Annotated in this window: 12 protein-coding genes; 6 read left to right on the top strand and 6 right to left on the bottom strand. The window is 68.8% G+C overall.

All coding sequences use genetic code 11. From position 1 onward, the window contains the following. Positions 1 to 80: 80 nt before the first annotated feature. On the top strand, positions 81 to 3,773 hold the full coding sequence (metH, locus tag DPQ65_RS01520; RefSeq protein ID WP_114905628.1) for a methionine synthase: 3,693 nt from the start codon (positions 81 to 83) through the stop codon (positions 3,771 to 3,773). Positions 3,774 to 4,453: 680 nt separating this feature from the next. Further along, the gene (locus DPQ65_RS01515; protein WP_162801956.1) at positions 4,454 to 4,948 is read left to right on the top strand and encodes a hypothetical protein; all 495 of its coding nucleotides are present in this window, start codon (positions 4,454 to 4,456) and stop codon (positions 4,946 to 4,948) included. Between the two features lie 21 nt (positions 4,949 to 4,969). Here the strand turns inward: DPQ65_RS01515 and DPQ65_RS01510 are convergent, their stop codons facing one another. Further along, positions 4,970 to 5,977 (bottom strand): hypothetical protein, encoded by a 1,008-nt coding sequence (locus tag DPQ65_RS01510; RefSeq protein ID WP_114905626.1) that lies wholly within the window; start codon positions 5,975 to 5,977, stop codon positions 4,970 to 4,972. Positions 5,978 to 6,072: 95 nt separating this feature from the next. Further along, complete coding sequence (locus DPQ65_RS01505) at positions 6,073 to 7,038, bottom strand: DMT family transporter (RefSeq protein ID WP_114905625.1); 966 nt, start codon at positions 7,036 to 7,038, stop codon at positions 6,073 to 6,075. A gap of 82 nt (positions 7,039 to 7,120) precedes the next feature. On the opposite strand from DPQ65_RS01505, the gene DPQ65_RS01500 reads away from it, so the two are divergent. Continuing rightward, entirely contained in the window at positions 7,121 to 8,008 is an 888-nt protein-coding gene (locus DPQ65_RS01500) for a LysR family transcriptional regulator (RefSeq protein WP_114905726.1), read from the top strand. Here the strand turns inward: DPQ65_RS01500 and DPQ65_RS01495 are convergent, their stop codons facing one another. Both DPQ65_RS01495 and DPQ65_RS01490 read right to left on the bottom strand, forming a co-directional pair. Continuing rightward, positions 8,009 to 10,468 carry a phosphoketolase family protein gene (locus DPQ65_RS01495; protein WP_114905624.1) on the bottom strand — a complete coding sequence of 820 codons (2,460 nt, stop codon included), beginning with the start codon at positions 10,466 to 10,468 and terminating at the stop codon, positions 8,009 to 8,011. Between the two features lie 297 nt (positions 10,469 to 10,765). Further along, on the bottom strand, positions 10,766 to 12,325 hold the full coding sequence (locus DPQ65_RS01490) for a long-chain-fatty-acid--CoA ligase (RefSeq protein WP_114905623.1): 1,560 nt from the start codon (positions 12,323 to 12,325) through the stop codon (positions 10,766 to 10,768). A gap of 93 nt (positions 12,326 to 12,418) precedes the next feature. Here DPQ65_RS01490 and DPQ65_RS01485 point away from each other — a divergent pair, with 93 nt between their 5' ends. Both DPQ65_RS01485 and DPQ65_RS01480 read left to right on the top strand, forming a co-directional pair. Continuing rightward, positions 12,419 to 12,772, top strand: a complete 354-nt coding sequence (locus DPQ65_RS01485; protein ID WP_114905622.1) for an ArsR/SmtB family transcription factor — start codon at positions 12,419 to 12,421, stop codon at positions 12,770 to 12,772. Further along, complete coding sequence (locus DPQ65_RS01480) at positions 12,769 to 13,182, top strand: SRPBCC family protein (protein ID WP_114905621.1); 414 nt, start codon at positions 12,769 to 12,771, stop codon at positions 13,180 to 13,182. The genes DPQ65_RS01485 and DPQ65_RS01480 overlap by 4 nt, the downstream gene beginning before the upstream one ends. Here the strand turns inward: DPQ65_RS01480 and DPQ65_RS15440 are convergent. Then, entirely contained in the window at positions 13,173 to 13,325 is a 153-nt protein-coding gene (locus tag DPQ65_RS15440; protein WP_162801955.1) for a hypothetical protein, read from the bottom strand. The genes DPQ65_RS01480 and DPQ65_RS15440 overlap by 10 nt on opposite strands. Before the next feature lie 264 nt (positions 13,326 to 13,589). Next, positions 13,590 to 16,220 (bottom strand): DEAD/DEAH box helicase, encoded by a 2,631-nt coding sequence (locus DPQ65_RS01475; protein WP_114905725.1) that lies wholly within the window; start codon positions 16,218 to 16,220, stop codon positions 13,590 to 13,592. A gap of 129 nt (positions 16,221 to 16,349) precedes the next feature. Here DPQ65_RS01475 and murA point away from each other — a divergent pair, with 129 nt between their 5' ends. Continuing rightward, a complete protein-coding gene (gene murA, locus DPQ65_RS01470) occupies positions 16,350 to 17,657 on the top strand; it encodes a UDP-N-acetylglucosamine 1-carboxyvinyltransferase (RefSeq protein WP_114905620.1) in 1,308 nt (435 codons plus the stop codon). The last annotated feature ends 63 nt before the right edge of the window (positions 17,658 to 17,720 follow it).

Raw genomic sequence — 17,720 nt, 5'->3', positions numbered from 1 at the left:
TCTGATCTATCCTCGGTCATGCCGTCCCCCAGGCCCAGCCGCTGGCTGGAAAGTCCACAGCCGTGGCACGAGAGGTGAGCATGACCGTCCCACAGAGCACAGCCTCGGAGCTCCGCACTCTGGCGCACGAGCGGATCCTGGTCCTTGACGGAGCCTGGGGCTCCCTGCTGCAGCAGGTCGACCTCACCGAGGACGACTTCCGGGTCGAGGGGGCAGAGCAGGGCCGCAGCTATCGCGGCAACTTCGATCTCCTGCAGCTGACCCGGCCCGACGTCGTCACCGACGTGCACCGGCAGTACTTCGAGGCGGGCGCGGACATCGCCACGACCAACACCTTCACCTCGACCTCGATCGCGCAGGCCGACTATGGCACCCAGGCGCTGGTGCCCGAGCTCAACCAGGCTGCTGCCCGGCTGGCGCGCGAGGTCGCCGACGAGTTCACTGCGCGGGACGGCCGTCCCCGCTGGGTCGCCGGAGCGATGGGCCCGACCAACCGCACCGCGTCCCTGTCCCCTGACGTGGAGCGCCCGGAGTTCCGGGCTGTCACCTACGACCAACTGCACGAGGCGTATGCCGAGCAGGCCCGGGGTCTCCTGGCCGGCGGGGCCGATCTGCTCCTGATCGAGACGGTCTTCGACACGCTCAACGCCAAGGCCGCGCTGCGCGCGGCGGACACTGTCGGGCAGGAGCTCGGGGTGCGGGTGCCGGTGATGCTTTCCGGCACGATCACCGACGCGTCCGGCCGCACCCTGTCGGGGCAGACCCCGGAGGCCTTCGTGATCTCCACCGCCTTGGACACCGAGCACCTCGACCTGCTCTCGGTGGGTTTGAACTGCGCCCTGGGACCGGCCGCGCTGCGACCGCACCTGCGCGAGGTCGCCGGGGCGACCCAGCGTCTGGTGTCGGTGCATCCCAACGCGGGCCTGCCCAACGCCTTCGGTGGCTATGACGAGACGCCCGAGCAGATGGCGCAGGTGCTCGGCGACTATGCCCGGGAGGGCATGGTCAACATCGTCGGCGGCTGCTGCGGCACCACCCCGGAGCACATTGCGGCCATCGCAGGGGCGGTCCGCGGAGTGGCACCGAGGCACCCGGGCCAGCTGTCGGCATACCTGCGTCTGTCCGGTCTCGAGCCGTTCACAGCCACCCCCGAGACCAACTTCGTCAACGTCGGCGAGCGCACCAACATCACCGGCTCCCCGAAGTTCAAGAAGGCTGTGGCAGAGGGCGACTGGGACACCGGGGTGCAGATCGCGCGGCAGCAGGTCGAGGCCGGTGCGCAGCTGATCGACGTCAACCTGGACGAGGGCATGCTCGACGGGGTCGCGGCGATGACGCACTTCCTCAACCTGCTGGCCGGCGAGCCGGACATCTCCCGGGTGCCGGTCATGGTCGACTCCTCACGGTGGGAGGTGCTCGAGGCCGGGCTGCGCTGCCTCCAAGGGCGGGGTGTGGTCAACAGCATCTCGCTCAAGGACGGCGAGGAGGAGTTCCTGCGCCGGGCAGCGATCGTGCGGCGCTACGGCGCGGCCGTCGTGGTGATGGCCTTCGACGAGACCGGCCAGGCCGACACCCTGGAGCGGCGACAGGAGGTGTGCGGGCGGGCCTACCGGCTGCTGACCGAGCAGGCCGGCTTCGCACCGCACGACATCATCTTCGACCCCAACGTGCTGACCGTCGCGACGGGCATGAGCGAGCACGACCTCTATGCCCGCGACTTCATCGAGTCGACCCGGTGGATCAAGGCCAACCTGCCCGGCGCCCTCGTCAGCGGCGGCATCAGCAACGTCTCCTTCAGCTTCCGCGGCAACAACACCGTCCGCGAGGCGATGCACGCGGTCTTCCTGTTCCACGCGATCGAGGCGGGCCTGGACATGGGCATCGTCAACGCGGGGATGCTCGGCATCTACGAGGAGATCGAGCCGGAGCTGCGGGAGGCCGTCGAGGACGTGATCCTGGCGCGGCGGCCCGACGCCGCCGACCGACTGCTGGAGCTGGCGGAGCGCTACAAGGGCACCTCCTCGAGCGGTGGTGGCGCCCCCGAGAAGGCGGCCTGGCGTCAGGAGCCGGTCGCCGAGCGGCTGCGACACGCCTTGGTGCACGGCATCTCCGACTTCGCTGTGGAGGACGCCGAGGAGGCCTACCAGGAGCTCGGCTCGGCGCTGCTGGTCATCGAGGGTCCGTTGATGGACGGCATGGACGTCGTCGGCGACCTGTTCGGCAGCGGCCAGATGTTCCTGCCGCAGGTGGTGAAGTCGGCGCGCGTGATGAAGCGGGCCGTGGCCCACCTGACGCCCTATCTCGAGGCGGCCGCCGCTGAGACGGGGGGCCACACCAAGGGGAAGATCCTGCTGTGCACGGTGAAGGGCGACGTGCACGACATCGGCAAGAACATCGTCGGGGTCGTGCTGTCCTGCAACGGCTATGACGTGCGCGACCTGGGCGTCATGGTCCCGGCAGAGACGCTGCTGGACACCGCTGCGGAGTGGGGCGCCGACGTCATCGGGGTCTCCGGGCTGATCACGCCGAGCCTGGACGAGATGGTCGGGGTGGCCACCGAGATGAGCCGGCGTGGGATGACCACGCCGCTGCTTGTCGGCGGTGCCACCACGAGCACCGCCCACACCGCGGTCAAGATCGACCCGGCCTACCGCGGCACGGTGGCCCACGTCGTGGACGCCAGCCGGGCCGTCGGGGTGGCCGGCGACGCGATCAACCGCGAGTCCGAGTTGGCCGACCGGGTGGGCCAGCAGTACGGCGAGCTGCGCGAGCGGCACGGCGCCAAGAAGGTGACGCTGGTGGACCTCGCCACCGCGCGCGCGGACACCCGCGCGGTGGAGTCGGCCGGGCACGGCGCCCCGCGCCAGCTGGGACGGCACGTGGTGGAGCCGTCGCTGGAGGAGCTGGTCGAGATCATCGACTGGACCCCCTTCTTCTCCGCCTGGGAGCTGCGCGGCACCTATCCCAAGCTGCTCGACGACCCGCGCCAGGGTGAGCAGGCTCGCGCGCTGTTCGCGGACGGGCAGAAGCTGCTGCGCCGGATCGTCGAGGAGCAGCTGTTCAAGCCCCGCGGCGTGGTCGCTCTGTGGCCCGCCCGCCGACTCGGGCAGGACGACATCGAGATCACCGAGCTGGATGGGCGCACCACGGTCTTCCACACGTTGCGGCAGCAGAAGCAGCGGACCAACCGCTATGCCGCGCTGGCCGACTTCGTGGCTCCCGAGGGCGACCACCTCGGAGGCTTCGCCGTCGGCATCCACGGTGCGCACGAGCTGGCGATGGAGTTCAAGGAGGACCTGGACGACTACTCCGCGATCCTGGCGCAGGCGCTCTCGGACCGGCTGGCCGAGGCGTTCGCCGAGTGGCTGCACCGCAAGGTCCGCACCGAGCTGTGGGGTTATGCCGCCGACGAGCAGCTCGAGGTCACCGACCTGATCAAGGAACGCTACGACGGCATCCGCCCCGCGCCGGGCTACCCCGCCCAGCCCGACCACACCGAGAAGCGCACCCTGTTCCGCCTGCTCGGCGCGGATGAGGTCGGCCTCGAGCTCACCGAGTCGTGCGCCATGACGCCGACCTCGGCGGTCTCCGGGCTCTATCTCTCTCACCCGGAGGCGGTCTATTTCGCCGTCGGCAAACTGGGCCGGGACCAGGTCAGTGACTACGCCGCCCGCAAGGGCTGGATGCTCGAGGAGGCCGAGCGCTGGCTCGCGCCCAACCTGGGCTACTCCCATTCGTTCGACACGCCACGGACACGCGACGAGAAGCAGTAGTCCACCTCTGGGTAAGCTTCAAGGCACCCTTGCGCCCCCAACTCAAAGCGGTGTAGCGTTGTGAGCGCAGAATATACTCAACGAGGAGTCGATTCGCATGGCAACTTATAGGACCTGGATTGCAGCAGCTGTTTCCGCAGCGACATTGGTGGTGGCAATTCCGTTGGCAGGCATAGCAGATTCTCGCAGTGGGTCTGTGGTTCATTGCAACTCACCCACCACCGTGGGGGCATACAGCCGAGCAGACGGGGCCTCGTACCAAAAGCACACTTTCTTCAGCACGGATGGTCGCGAGTACAACAACGAGGCACACTCATACATTCATGCGCCAGAAAGCCCCTTCGGTAGCGCATCCACACTATGGTACGCCAATACCGCCATAAACACCTGGAGCAACCACTGCGCGTATTAGTTAGAGCGTGAGTGCCATGCGCGGGATTGAACTCTGGCTCGTGGGGCTGCTCAGCACTCTCGCACTTGTGGGCTGCCAGTCTGACGAGGTGCATACTAGGAACGCGACCAAGCCGATATCACCGAGCGTCTCGCGAGGGGCAACCACCGAGGAGGCCCAGTCTCCTACGGCGACCGCTGGGCGCCAAGCGCGAAATACCACGTCCGCCGAAATGCCACACGAAACGGATGGTCTGCCGCCCGGCGTCCCGGACACTTATCACGCAGATATGGCCGAATTGGCGGCTGACGCTGGCATCACCGATCCGCCACGAATTGCACCCAAGCGTGCTGTGACACCTCAGGAAATTGATCAAATCATGGCCGACTGCATGACTGACCATGGATTCCCCGCGGTCGTGAAGGATGGCGGGGGATGGGGTTACGAGGTTCCTGCGGGGCAGAGCGACGCAGCAGCTCTTGTCTCGTACTCATGCAAAGCCCTCTACCCCATGGCGGCAGAATTTGTGACTCCACTCAGTGCCGACCAATTGAGGGTCTACTACGACTGGCTCGTTGAGGAGACGATCCCCTGCATGCAGTCACTAGGCTATCCAACACCCGAGCCGCCTACCTTCGAAACTTATGCGGCCAACTACGAGGCCAGTCAGGCCCTGTTCTTCGCTGATGCAGCGCTTGACCCCGCCGAAGTCGGCGGGGCCATGCCTGATATTTTGAGCAACTGTCAGGCCCTTCCGCCCGATGACCTACTTTATGGCGGCTGAGTCCGACCGCAAGCACTGATCTCAGCTCGCCTCGTGGAACTCGAAGGACTCCAGCGAGGTGGTCAACTCGTCGCGGTTCTCGCGATAGCGCAGGCAGTACTCCGTGGGGTACCAGCCCGACTCGGCGAACGCCTCCGGCTGCTTGATCGCCTGACAGCTGTCACCGATGCTCCCGCTGGCCAGATCCGCATACCAGTCGTGGGTCACCATCGGCTCGTAGAAGGTGACCTCACCGTCCCAGGTCCCGTAGATGAAGGTGTGCGTGAACGGCTCCCCGTTGTGCTCCGGCGCAGTGAGGTCGGCCAGGTGGTTGCCCATCGCCGGCTCGATCGCGTCCAGGTCCGCGAAGTCCGGGTGCAGGAACTGCTCCGCCGGCAGGTTCTTGCCGAGCTCATAGTCATCGCAGTTGACGAGCGCATCGCAGGGCCCGGGCCGGATCGCCAGCCGCTCCTCGTTGGGATTCATGTAGAAGTGCACGTCAAAGTGCGGCTTGTCATAGATCCCGGGCGGCATGTGCCCGTGCGGGTTCCAGTTGTTCAGCACGTAGGTGAACGGCGAGTCCACCTGCGTGCGGAACTCCTCGCCGAGCTGCAGCGCGTCCTCGTAACCGCCCGCGCACTCCGTCATCGGGTCGACCTCCCCGTTGCCGTCCTTGTCGAAGCACCACAGGCCGGCGGTGGGCGGGTCATAGGGCAGCCCCTCCAGGGTCTCGGAGGGGAAGACCAGGCCGATCGCCTGCGGCTCGTCCTGCCAGACTTGGCTGTATGCCGTGAGCGTCCCGTCTCCCCGGGGCGCCGACTCGCCGTACTCGGCGCACGGCCCCGAGTAGGACAGCGTGACCTGGGTCAGCACCTCGGCGACGACGGGCGGCACCTCGATGGTGTGCTCCAGGTCAGGCGCCCCCTTGCTGACCAGACACACCGGCACCCGCCCGGGCGGGCCTGCATGGGCTGGCTCGAGCGAGCTTGCCGCGGCCGGGGCCAGCAGCAGGGCAGCAACGGCCGAGAGGGCCAGGACGATGGTGCGCATGATTCCCCTTGTCGGATGGACGTCAGTGTCATTCCGTCCGACCACCGTGGCACCGGCCTGCTAGCGGCAGCAAGCGCTTTTCTCCTCGGCGCCCGTCACCCCCGGGTGCGGATCCGGCTGATCGCCACCCCGGCCAGGCAGAGCGTGCCACCCACCAGCCCGGCCGCCGTGGGGACCTCGGCCAGCAGGACCCAGGAGAGCAGCACGGCGAACGCGGGGACCAGATAGCTGCTCAGGCTGAGGCGTGCCGCCTCGACCCTGCGCAGTGCATAGGCCCACAGGGTGAAGGCGAGCGCCGTCGGGAAGATCCCCAGGTAGAGCGCGCTGAGCAGGGCCGAGGCTGGCGCCGACCCGGCCTCGGCCAGGGCGGTCGGGACGAAGGGCAGCAGGGCCACGGCCCCCAGCGCCATGCCCCACCAGGTGACCGAGAGGGCATCCATGCTGCGCAGGAGGTGCTTCTGGAGCAGGATCCCGGTGGCGAAGAGGATCGCGGCCAGGAGCCCGAGCGCGATGCCGATCAGGCTCCGCTGGGCGCCGTCGTTGCCGAGGGCGATGACGCTGACACCGGTGAACGCCACCACGAGCCCGCCCACGAGGGGACGGGTGAAACCGGCCCGCTGCACCAGGCCCACCCAGAGCGTCACCAGGATCGGCGCGACGTTGACGAGCATCGCGGTGGTGCCCGCATCCAGGTGGTGCTCGGCGGAGTTGATCACCACGGAGTACAGCGCCATCCACAGGATGGCGTAGGAGCCCACCACCCACCACGCCCGCCCCCGCGGGACCTGCAGCCCGGCCCGCACTGCGAGCGGCAGGATCACCAGCGTGGCGATCACCACCCGGATCAGGGCCAGTGGCCCGGGAGACAGGTCCGGCCCGATGTGCCGGATCGCCACGAAGGCCGAGGCCCACATCACCATGGTGGCGACGACGGCGACGGCCGCGAGCACTCCCGGGCGGGACGTGCGCACGGACGGGTCGGTCGCGGTGGCGGCCGACGTGGCAGTGGGGGCGGGTGGGCAGTCGCCGACTGGTTCGGGCCGTGCTGGTGCAGTGGTCATACCCACCATCGTGAGCCGCCAAATCCATCAGCACAAGCGAATCTTCCTTCACAACAGTTAAGGGTTGCTGTAGCGTGTGGTCATGCTCGACGCGCACCGTCTCAGGATCCTGCGCTCCGTGGTGTCCGCCGGCTCGGTCAGCGGTGCGGCGACCCTGCTGGGCTACACCCCCTCCGCTGTCAGCCAGCACCTGTCGGCCCTGTCCCGAGAGACCGGACTGACGCTGGTGGACCGGGTCGGGCGCGGGATCGAGCCGACGGCTGCCGGTCGCACGCTGGCCGCGGCGAGCGACCAGGTGCTGGGCGCGCTCTCCGGTGTGCAGGACATCGTGGACGACCTGCGGGCCGGCCGCAGCGGCACCCTGGTGCTGCGCTACTTCGCCTCGGTGGGCGCGGCCTGGATGCCGCGCGTGGTGGCCTCGCTCCAGCAGGAGTTCCCCGACGTGCGGCTCGTGCTGCAGCATGCCGAGCTGGCGCCCGCGGCCGACGCACCGGCGGCGGACCTGGAGGTCTCCGTCGCCCGGTTGCACCCCGTGCCACCCTCGGGTTACACCGCCCACACCCTGCTCGAGGATCCCTACCTGCTCGTCGTGCCGACGAGTCACCCCCTCGCCGGACGCGACCGGGTCGCGATGGCCGAGCTCGCCACCGAGCCCTGGGTCGACAACGACGTCCCCGGCGCACCCTGCCGGTCGCTGGCGATCGACGCTGCCGCCGCCTGCGGCTTCTCCCCCCGGTTCGCGGTCGAGACGCACGACTTCCACACCGCCCTGGCCTTCGTGGGCCATGGCCTGGGCGTGACCGTCATGCCGACGCTCGCCTGCCGGCACCTGCCCACCGACGTGGTGGCGGTGGATCTGGTCGACCCCACCCCGGTGCGTGAGATCCGGGTCCTGGTGCGCGACACCGTGGCCGGCACTCCGGCGGCCCGTCGCGCGGTGGGTCTCCTGCAGGAGTGCGCGGCCAGCTGATCAGTCGTTGTCTCCGCCGGTGTCGCTGCCGGGCGCGCCCGACCCCTGGGTGTTGTCGTCCTCGTTGAACACCCACTGCGCCACCTCGGGCAGGTCCTCGCCGTGCTCACGGGTGTGGGCGCGCGCCAGCTCACGCTGGTCCTGCATCTCCTGCCGCAGACCAGCAGCGCGCTCCGCCAGGCCGGGCACCCGGTCGATGACGTCCATCACCAGGCGATAGCGGTCCAGATCGTTCATCATCAGCATGTCGAACGGCGTGGTGGTGGTGCCCTCCTCCTTGAAACCGCGCACGTGGATGTTGGCGTGGTTGGTGCGGCGGTAGGTCAGCTTGTGCACCAGGGCCGGATAGCCGTGGAAGGCGAAGATCACCGGCCGGTCCGCGGTGAACAGCGCGTCGAAGTCGCGGTGGCTGAGACCGTGCGGGTGCTCCCGCTCGTCCTGCAGCCGCAGCAGGTCGACCACGTTGACCACGCGCACCGCCAGCTCCGGCAGGCGCTCGCGCAGCAGCTTCGCCGCGGCGATCGCCTCCAGGGTGGGAATGTCGCCGGCACAGCCCAGCACCACGTCGGGCACCTCGCCCGCGACCTCCGAACCGGCCCAGTCCCAGATGCCGATCCCCCGGGCGCAGTGCAGCGCCGCCTCCTGAGCGGACAGCCACTGGGGCCCGGGCTGCTTGCCGGCCACCACCACGTTGACGTAGTTCTTGCTGCGCAGCACGTGGTCGTAGGTCGACAGCAGGGTGTTGGCATCCGGCGGCAGATAGACCCGGATCACGTCGGGGGTCTTGTTCATCACCACGTCCAGGAAACCCGGGTCCTGGTGGGAGAAGCCGTTGTGGTCCTGGCGCCACACGTGCGAGGACAGCAGATAGTTCAGCGACGGCATCGGCACCCGCCACGGAATGTCGTGCGTCGCATCGAGCCACTTGGCATGCTGGTTGAACATCGAGTCGACGATGTGCACGAACGCCTCATAACTATTGAGGACGCCGTGCCGTCCGGTCAACAGGTACCCCTCCAGCCAACCCTGGCACTGGTGCTCGGACAGCACCTCCATCACCCGGCCGGTCGCCGACAGGTCGACGTCGGCGTCCACGACCTCGGCCAGCCAGGTCTTGCCACCCGCGTCCACCGCCGCCCCCAGCCGGTTGGAGTGAGTCTCATCGGGGCCGAAGACCCGGAAGGTCGCACGGTTGCGGTCCACCACCTGGGCCAGCCAGTCGCCGAGCACGCGCGTCGCCTCGGCACTGCCCCCACCCGGGGAGGGGACGTGCACGGCATACTCCCGCCAGTCCGGCAGGTCCAAGTCGCGGGTGAGCAGCCCGCCGTTGGTGTGCGGGTTGGCGCTCATCCGGCGGTGGCCGCTGGGGTTATTGCGGGCGATGGCCTCGACGATGCGCCCGTCGTCGCCGAACAGCTCCTCGGGGCGATAGCTGCGCATCCAGTCCTCGAGCGCCCGGGTGTGCTCGGCGTCGCCCCGCACCGAGGCCATCGGCACCTGATGGCTGCGCCAGGTGCCCTCGACCGGCAGCCCGTCGACCTCCTCCGGCCCGGTCCACCCCTTCGGTGTGCGAAAGACGATCATCGGCCAGCGGGGCCGCTCCACGGGTTGACCCTGCTGTATGCCGTCGCTCGCCTCGGTCCGGATCCTCGCGATCTCCTCGAGCACCTCCGCGAGGAGGCCGGCGAAGCGCTGGTGGACGGCCGCTGGGTCCTCGTCGTCGAAGCCGCCCTCGAAGAAGTAGGGCTTGTGGCCGTAGCCGATCAGCAGGGCCTCCAGCTCCTCGTGCGGGATCCGGTCCAGGAGGGTCGGGTTGGCGATCTTGTAGCCGTTGAGGTGCAGGATCGGCAGCACGGTGCCGTCCACGGTCGGGTGCAGGAACTTGTTGCTGTGCCAGGCGGTCGCCAACGGGCCGGTCTCGGCCTCGCCGTCACCGATCACCGCCACCGCGACCAGGTCGGGGTTGTCAAAGACCGCGCCATAGGCGTGGGACAGGACATAGCCGAGCTCGCCGCCCTCGTGGATCGACCCGGGCGTCTCGGGGGCGACGTGGCTGGGGATGCCACCGGGGAAGGAGAACTGGCGGAAGAGTGTGTTGAGGCCGCGGGCGTCCGGCCCGACGTGGGAGTAGACCTCGGAGTAGGTGCCCTCCAGCCACGCGGCCGCGACCAATGACGGGCCGCCGTGGCCGGGTCCACTGAGATAGATCATGTCCAGGTCACGCTGGATGATCTGGTGGTTCAGGTGGGCGTAGAGGAAGTTCTGCCCGGGACTGGTCCCCCAGTGACCCAGCAGTCGGGGCTTGATGTCCTCGGCGGCCAGCGGTCGCTCGAGCAGAGCGTTGTCCATGAGATAGATCTGCCCGACCGCGAGATAGTTGGCCGCGCGCCACCAGGTGTCGATCGCCTCGAGGTGGGCGTCATCCAACGGTGCGTTCGTGGTCTCCGGCACTGCGCTCATCGTCGCCTCCCTGTTGCTTGACGGGGCTCACCCCGAGCCTGTCAGGACGAGATGAAGCCCGCCACCCCTCGGCATACGTCGGGCGTCCGACCGCGAGGACATCTATCGCCTGGCCAGCCACCTGGACGACTCCCACCCCACCGAGCGCACGGTGACCCGAGAACCACCCCCACCGAGCGCACGGTGACCCGAGATCCACCCCCACCGAGCGCACGGTGACCTGAGATCCACCCCCACCGAGCGCACGGTGACCCGAGATCCACCCCCACCGAGCGCACGGTGGCCCGCCGGACCGGCCTAGCCGAGCTCGCGCTTGAGGATCTTGCCGGTGGCTGTCATCGGCAGGTTCGGCACGATCTCGACCTCGCGCGGATACTTGAACGCGGCAAACTGCTCCTTGCCCCAGGCCAGGAGCTCCTCGCCAGTGACCTCCGCGCCCTTCTCGGGGATCACGAAGGCCTTGATCTCCTCACCCAGGCTCTCGTGCGGCACGCCGATGACGGCGGCCAGCGAGACGGCCGGATGCGTCATCAGGATCTCCTCGATCTCGCGCGGATAGACGTTGTAGCCGCCGCGGATGATCATGTCCTTGGACCGGTCAACGATGTAGTAGTAGCCATCGGCGTCCATGCGCCCCAGGTCGCCGCTGCGGAACCAGCCGTCGTGGATCGCCTCTGCCGTGGCGTCGGGACGGTCGTAGTAGCCCTTCATGATGTTTGGTCCCTTGATCGCGATCTCGCCGACCGCGTCCGGGTCCGAGGAGCGGTCCACCTCGGACCAGTCCGGGTTGATCAGCCGCATCTCGACGTCCGGGATCGGCACGCCGACCGAGCCGACCCTCGGCTCCTCGCCGAAGACCGAGAAGGAGGCGACCGGTGAGGTCTCCGAGAGCCCGTAGCCCTCCAGGATCGTGACACCGAACCGCTCGCGGAACGCCTTGTGCACCTCGCCCGGCAGGGCTGAGCCGCCCGCCGCGGCGACCCGGAGGTTCTGCGCGATCGAGCTGACGTCGACCGAGTCGTCGAGCGCCCCGAGGAGCCCCCAGTACATGGTCGGGACCCCGGCGAAGAAGGTGACCCGCTCGTTGAGCATGAGCCCGAGGGCGGCCTGGGCCTCGAAGCGCGGCAGCAGCACCACGGTGCCACCGAAGGCGAAGGCACCGTTCTGGATCACGGTCTGCCCGAAGGAGTGGAACAGCGGCAGGACGCACAGATAGGTGTCCGGGGTCTCGGCGTCCGCCTTGAACAGCGGTGCACCCACCAGCGCGTTGGAGGTCATGTTGGCGTGGGTCAGCTCGGCCCCCTTCGGCTGACCGGTCGTGCCGGAGGTGTAGAGGATGACGGCCGTGTCGTCATCAGCAACCTCACGCGTCTGGAAGGTCGGCGCCTGGTCAGCCATCGCCGCCCCCAGCGTGGTCGCCCCCTCCACCGGCGAGGGTGCCGCCGGGTCCGCCGTGATGACCACGAGCTGCTCGCACGCCGGAGTCTGCTCGAAGGCTGCGGCTCCCTCCTGCGCCATCGGCAGGTCGGGGGTGCCCTCGAAGCAGAAGTAGGCCTTCGCGTCGGAGTCCGCCAGGTGGTAGGCGACCTCTCGCGCCTTGAGCAGCACGTTGAGCGGGACGACCGTGGCGCCGGCCTTGAGGATGCCGTAGTAGACGATCGGGAAGAACGGCAGGTTCGGACAGGTCAGGGCCACCTTGTCGCCGGGACCGATGCCGTTGGCGACCAGGAAGTTGGCCACCTGGTTCGCCGCACCGTCGACCTGGGCATAACTGAGCCGGGTGTCGCCCAGCACCAGTGCCTCGCGGGTGGGATAGGTGGCAGCAGAGCCCTCGAGCAGGGCGGAGAGATTCGGCATGCCGCAAACTTACTGGCCGGTCGCGGTGCACACCACACCCCGCACCCCGGGCGACTCTTGCCCAAACCCGACACACGGCATACAGTTAACCTCGTGGTTAACCAAGAGGAAAGCCTCTGGGGCGAGGCGGGGACCGAGGTGTTCGCCGCACTGGGTGACCCGCGGCGGGCGCTGATCCTCACCCTGCTCGCCCAGCGTGACCGGACCGTCTCGGAGCTGGCGGCACACCTGCCGATCTCGCTTCCGGGGACGCTCAAGCACCTCGCGGTGCTGGAGTCGGCCGGCCTGGTCAACCGCTCCAAGACAGGCCGCACCGTGACCGTCACCCTCCAACCAGAGCGGTTGCAGGATGCCGAGGAGTGGCTGCACCGCGCCCGCACCTTCTGGGCCTCCCAGCTCGGCAACCTGGCCCGGTCCTTCACCCCACCCAGCAAGGAGACGCCATGACCCATGAGCTCGTCATCACCCAGCACGTCCCGGCCCCACCACCACAGGTGTATGCCGCATGGCTGACTCCCGAAGGCCTGTCCCGGTGGTGGTGGGTCACCATCGGCGACACCACCTACACCGTGGACGGCCGGGTGGGCGGCGACTATCTGGTGCAATCGGTGGCGGCCGGGATCGGTGTGCGTGGCACCTTCCGGGCGCTGCGCGAGCCAGACCTGATCGAGCTGACGTGGGTCTGGCTGGACGGCGAGACCGCCGGACCGGAGGAGCTGGTCCGGGTGGACCTGGCCGAACAGGACGGAGGAACGCTGGTGACCATCACCCACCACGTCGCTGAAGCCGATGGTGTCGAGTCCTACCGCCAGGGTTGGCAGCATGTCCTGGGCAACCTGGAGCGCCTCTACGCGTAGCCCCGGCCGTAGCCCGCGATCACGCTGGTCCAGCAGGTGGCGTGTCTCTCGATGACCGGGTGTCCGTCACCTTCACCGATGCCGACGAGATCGGAGACCACGGCGAGGGAGAACCGGGCGGAACGGTCGTCACGCTCCTGCACGAGTTCGCCGTGCCCAGGTGGACCAGCAACCCGACGGAGGGCTGGACCGCACTCCGGCACGGCCTGGCCGAGCACCCGGACGGCTTAGGGATGGCCGCGCAAAGGAGTGCCTTGGCGCACAAAAGCGCGGTCACTTCGCGATCCGCCCGAGCACCTCGGGGTGATCGCGGTATGCCGAGCGCACCGCCTGTGCGTGGCCGCGCAAAGGAGTGCCTTGGCACACAAAAGCGCGGCCGGCTGACTGCGCGTCCCGAGGCGCGACCGTTACAGCCGCCGCATCGCGCTGGCCAACAGCACCGGCTCCCCCACCTCGTCGGAGGCGTCCAGGTCGCAGATCGCCTCGATGACCCAGTCGTGGTCTCCGGCCGGGTCTGCGAGGGTCTGTCGGACCTCCCAGAGCCGGACGTCCACTGGACCGCTGGAGGCCACGCCGGGCACCTCCCGCACCCCCGGCTGGGGTCCGACGACGGGCGTGATCGCGAGCATGGCCGGGCCCCGCGCATCCGGGCCCAGCCCGATGTCGTCGTGCTCGTCCCAGTAGGCCTCCAGCGCGCGGTCCCAGTCGTCGGCACTCATCAGGGGCTCGCGAGGAGGGTCGGTGAGCCCGGCGACCGCCCGCTCGAGCTCCGCCAGGTCGTTGTAGACATCTCGGGCGGCGAGCTCGACCCTGCGGAAGACCGCGTTGCGCACCATGACGCGGAATGCTCGCTCGTTGCCCGTGATCGGTCGCGAGGGCAGCAGCGGCACGCCCTCTGCCGCTCGGGCGGCCGCAGCGGCCACCAGGTCCGGGTCGGTGAGCGCCTCCCACTCGTCGAGCAGGCTGGAGTCGGTCTGCCGGATGGTCTCACCGAGCCAGTGGATCAGGTCCTCCAGCTCCTCGGTCTTGGCGCTGTCCGGCACGGTGTTGCGCAGGGTGCGATAGGCGTCGGTGAGGTAGCGCAGCACGATGCCCTCGGAGCGGGTGAGCTGGTAGAAGCCGACGAACTCGGTGAAGCTCATGGCGCGCTCATACATGTCGCGCACGACGGACTTGGGGCTGAGCGCGTCCTCGCTGACCCACGGGTGCGCCTGGCGATAGATCTCCAGGGTGCCCTCGAGCAGCTCGACCAGCGGCATCGGCCAGGTGACGTCCTCCAGCGCCTCCATCCGCTGCTCGTACTCGATGCCGTCGGCCTTCATCTCTGCGACGGCCTCACCCTTGGCCTTCGACTGCTGGGCATAGAGCACCTGCCGTGGGTCCTCGAGCACGGCCTCGATCACCGAGACGACATCCAGGGCGTATGCCGGGTCCTCCCGATCGAGCACCTCCAGGGCCGCGACGGCAAAGGGGGCAAGAGGTTGGTTGAGGGCGAAGTTCTCCTGCACGCCGGCCGAGAGGATGACCTGCCGCCCGGACTCCTGTGGCTCTGGAAGCCGTTCCAGCACACCACTGTCCAGCAGGCTGCGGGCCAGCGTGATCGCCTTGCGGGAGAGTCGGGACTGGTTGCGTGGGTCCTCGTGGTTGTCGCGCAGCAACCTGCGGAGGTTGACGAACGGGTCTCCTTGACGCGCAACGACATTGAGGATCATCGAGTGATCGACCCGCATGCGTGAGACGAGCGCCTCCGGCTCGCCGTTGACGAGCTTGTCGTAGGTGTCCTCGGTCCAGTTGACGAAGCCTTCCGGGGGCTTCTTGCGCTGCACCTTGCGCTGCTTCTTGGGGTCATCGCCCGCCTTGGCCAGCGCTCGGAGGTTGTCCACGTGGTGCTCCGGAGCCTGCACGACCACATAGCCACTGGTGTCGAAGCCGGCCCGCCCCGCACGACCCGCGATCTGGTGGAACTCCCGGGCTCGCAGGACGCGCTGCCGCGTCCCGTCGAACTTCGTCAGGCCGGTGAACAGGACGGTGCGGATCGGGACGTTGATCCCGACACCCAGGGTGTCGGTGCCGCAGATGACCTTGAGCAGGCCGTCCTGGGCGAGCTGCTCGACCAGCCGTCGATAGCGCGGCAGCATCCCGGCATGGTGCACGCCGATGCCGTTGCGCACCAGCTTGGACAGGGTCCGGCCGAAGCCGGCCGTGAACCGGAAGGCCCCGATCCGCTCGGCGATCGCATCCTTCTCCTCCCGCGTCGCGATCTTGAGCGACATGAGGGACTGGGCGCGCTCCAGGGCGTCCTTCTGGGTGAAGTGGACGATGTAGACCGGCGCCTGGTGGGTCTCCAGCAGCTCGGTGATGGTCTCGGTGATGGGGGTGATCGCCCAGCTGAAGCTCAGGGGCACCGGACGCTCTGCACCGGCCACGACTGCTGTCTCGCGGCCCGTCCGGCGCGAGATGTCGTCGACGAACCGGGTGACGTCCCCGAGCGTGGCGGACATGAGGAGGAACTGGGCGTCCGGCAGCTCCAGGAGCGGCACCTGCCAGGCCCACCCGCGGTCTGGCTCGGCGTAGAAGTGGAACTCATCCATGATGACCAGGCCGACGTCCGCCTGCCCGCCTTCCCGCAGCGCGACGTTGGCCAGGATCTCAGCGGTGCAGCAGATGATCGGCGCGTCCGCGTTGACCGCGGCGTCACCGGTGAGCATGCCCACGTTATCGGCCCCGAAGATCTGGCAGAGGGCGAAGAACTTCTCGCTGACCAACGCCTTGATGGGCGCCGTGTAGAAGCTCACCCGGTCCTCGGCGAGCGCCTGGAAGTGCGCTGCGGTCGCCACCAGGCTCTTGCCCGACCCGGTGGGGGTGGCGAGGATGACGTTCGCCCCGGACAGCAGCTCGATGACCGCCTCCTCCTGGTGCGGGTAGAGCGCCGTCCCGCGCTCCTGGGCCCACCCGGCGAAGCTCGCGTAGAGCGCATCCGGGTCGGGGTTGGTGCCCTCTGGGGGGAGCAGGTCGGTGAGCGTGCTGGGAGTGGTCATCTCCTCCATCATCGCGTATGCCGTGTGCCGTCTCGGTGCGGACGTCATCCGGCCGCGTGCGTGGGTGGGAGCCCCCGTGCCCGGGTGGGCACCCGACCCAGAAGACCGCGCCTGCGTAGCCTGGGGGATGTGTCCGCAACCACCTGGTCAGTGACCCCCTCCGGCCCCCTCCGCGGCGACGTCCACGTGCGGGGCTCCAAGAACGCCGTGACCAAGCACATGGTCGCCGCGATCCTGGGCGACGGCCCGAGCAGGATCAGCAATGTCCCCGAGGTCGGCGATGTGGCGATCACCAGCGACATCCTGCGATCGCTAGGCGTCGACGTGGACCACGACCAGCAGGCCGGCGCCATCACCATCCAGCCAGGCGGCAACGTGACCGCGGACGTCCCGCTGTCCTTCAGCGGCCTCAACCGCATCCCGATCCTGCTGCTCGGCCCCCTCCTGCACCTCACCGGCGAGGCCTTCGTCCCGCTCGTGGGCGGTGATCGGATCGGCCGGCGCCCCGTCGACTTCCACGTCGATGCGCTCACCGCGTTCGGGGCAGAGATCGAGCACCGCGAGGACGGTATCGCCGCCCGGGCGATCCGGCTTCGAGGCACCCGGCTCGCGCTCCCCTACCCGAGCGTCGGCGCGACCGAGACCGTCCTGCTCACGGCCGCCCTCGCCGAGGGGCGCACCGTTCTGCGCAACGCCGCGACCGAGCCCGAGGTCATCGAGCTGGCCCTGTTCCTGCAGCGCATGGGAGCCCGCATCGCACTCTCCCCGGGCCGTAAGTTCACCATCGACGGCGTCGACCGGCTGAGTGCCGCACAGGTGCGACTCGAAGGGGACCGCAACGAGGCGTTCAGCTATCTGGTGGCCGGCCTGGTCACCGGCGGCGAGGTGCGGGTGCACGGCTGCGCCCAGGACCGTCTGGTCTCGGCGATCACCACCCTGCAGGCGATGGGCGCCCGCTTCGACATCACCGATGACTATGTGCAGGCCAGCGCACCGGAGGGCCTGCGGCCCGCCGCCGTGCACACGGACACCCACCCCGGCTTCATGACCGACTGGCAGACACCGCTGATGGTGCTCTTCACCCAGGCGCGCGGGATGTCCGTGCTGCACGAGACCGTCTATGAGGACCGGCTGGTCTATGTGCCCGCCCTGCAGAAGATGGGCGCGGAGATCGAGCTGTTCCCCACGTGCCTGGGCGGGGACACCTGCCGTTTCCACGACACCAACGCCATCCACTCGGCCGTCGTCAAGGGCGTCACGGCGCTCCGCGGCGCCCGGGTCGAGGTGCCCGACGTCCGGGCCGGCTTCTCCTCGGTGATCGCGGCCGCGATCGCCGACGGACCGTCCGAGATCGGCGGCATCCACCATCTGGTCCGTGGCTATCACCGCCCCGCAGAGCAGTTCGCTGAGCTCGGGCTGTCGATCCAGCCTCTCTGACCGATCCGCGGCGAGACGGCAGGAGGCCCCTCCCCGGGTGCGGGACGGGACCTCCTGGCCCGG

The sequence above is a fragment of the Ornithinimicrobium murale genome, assembly GCF_003352835.1.
Classification (GTDB): Bacteria; Actinomycetota; Actinomycetes; order Actinomycetales; family Dermatophilaceae; genus Ornithinicoccus; species Ornithinicoccus muralis.
Note: the sequence above shows the minus strand (reverse complement) of the source record. Positions and strands in the feature narration are given on the sequence as shown.

Excerpts from the sequence above, each read along its gene's own strand:
- DPQ65_RS01515 (WP_162801956.1), top strand. The coding sequence starts at position 4,454 with ATGGCCGAATTGGCGGCTGACGCTGGCATCACCGATCCGCCACGAATT.
- DPQ65_RS01510 (WP_114905626.1), bottom strand. The coding sequence starts at position 5,977 with ATGCGCACCATCGTCCTGGCCCTCTCGGCCGTTGCTGCCCTGCTGCTG.
- metH (WP_114905628.1), top strand. The coding sequence starts at position 81 with ATGACCGTCCCACAGAGCACAGCCTCGGAGCTCCGCACTCTGGCGCAC.
- DPQ65_RS01475 (WP_114905725.1), bottom strand. The coding sequence starts at position 16,220 with ATGACCACTCCCAGCACGCTCACCGACCTGCTCCCCCCAGAGGGCACC.
- DPQ65_RS01505 (WP_114905625.1), bottom strand. The coding sequence starts at position 7,038 with ATGACCACTGCACCAGCACGGCCCGAACCAGTCGGCGACTGCCCACCC.
- DPQ65_RS01480 (WP_114905621.1), top strand. The coding sequence starts at position 12,769 with ATGACCCATGAGCTCGTCATCACCCAGCACGTCCCGGCCCCACCACCA.
- DPQ65_RS01495 (WP_114905624.1), bottom strand. The coding sequence starts at position 10,468 with ATGAGCGCAGTGCCGGAGACCACGAACGCACCGTTGGATGACGCCCAC.
- DPQ65_RS01500 (WP_114905726.1), top strand. The coding sequence starts at position 7,121 with ATGCTCGACGCGCACCGTCTCAGGATCCTGCGCTCCGTGGTGTCCGCC.
- DPQ65_RS01490 (WP_114905623.1), bottom strand. The coding sequence starts at position 12,325 with ATGCCGAATCTCTCCGCCCTGCTCGAGGGCTCTGCTGCCACCTATCCC.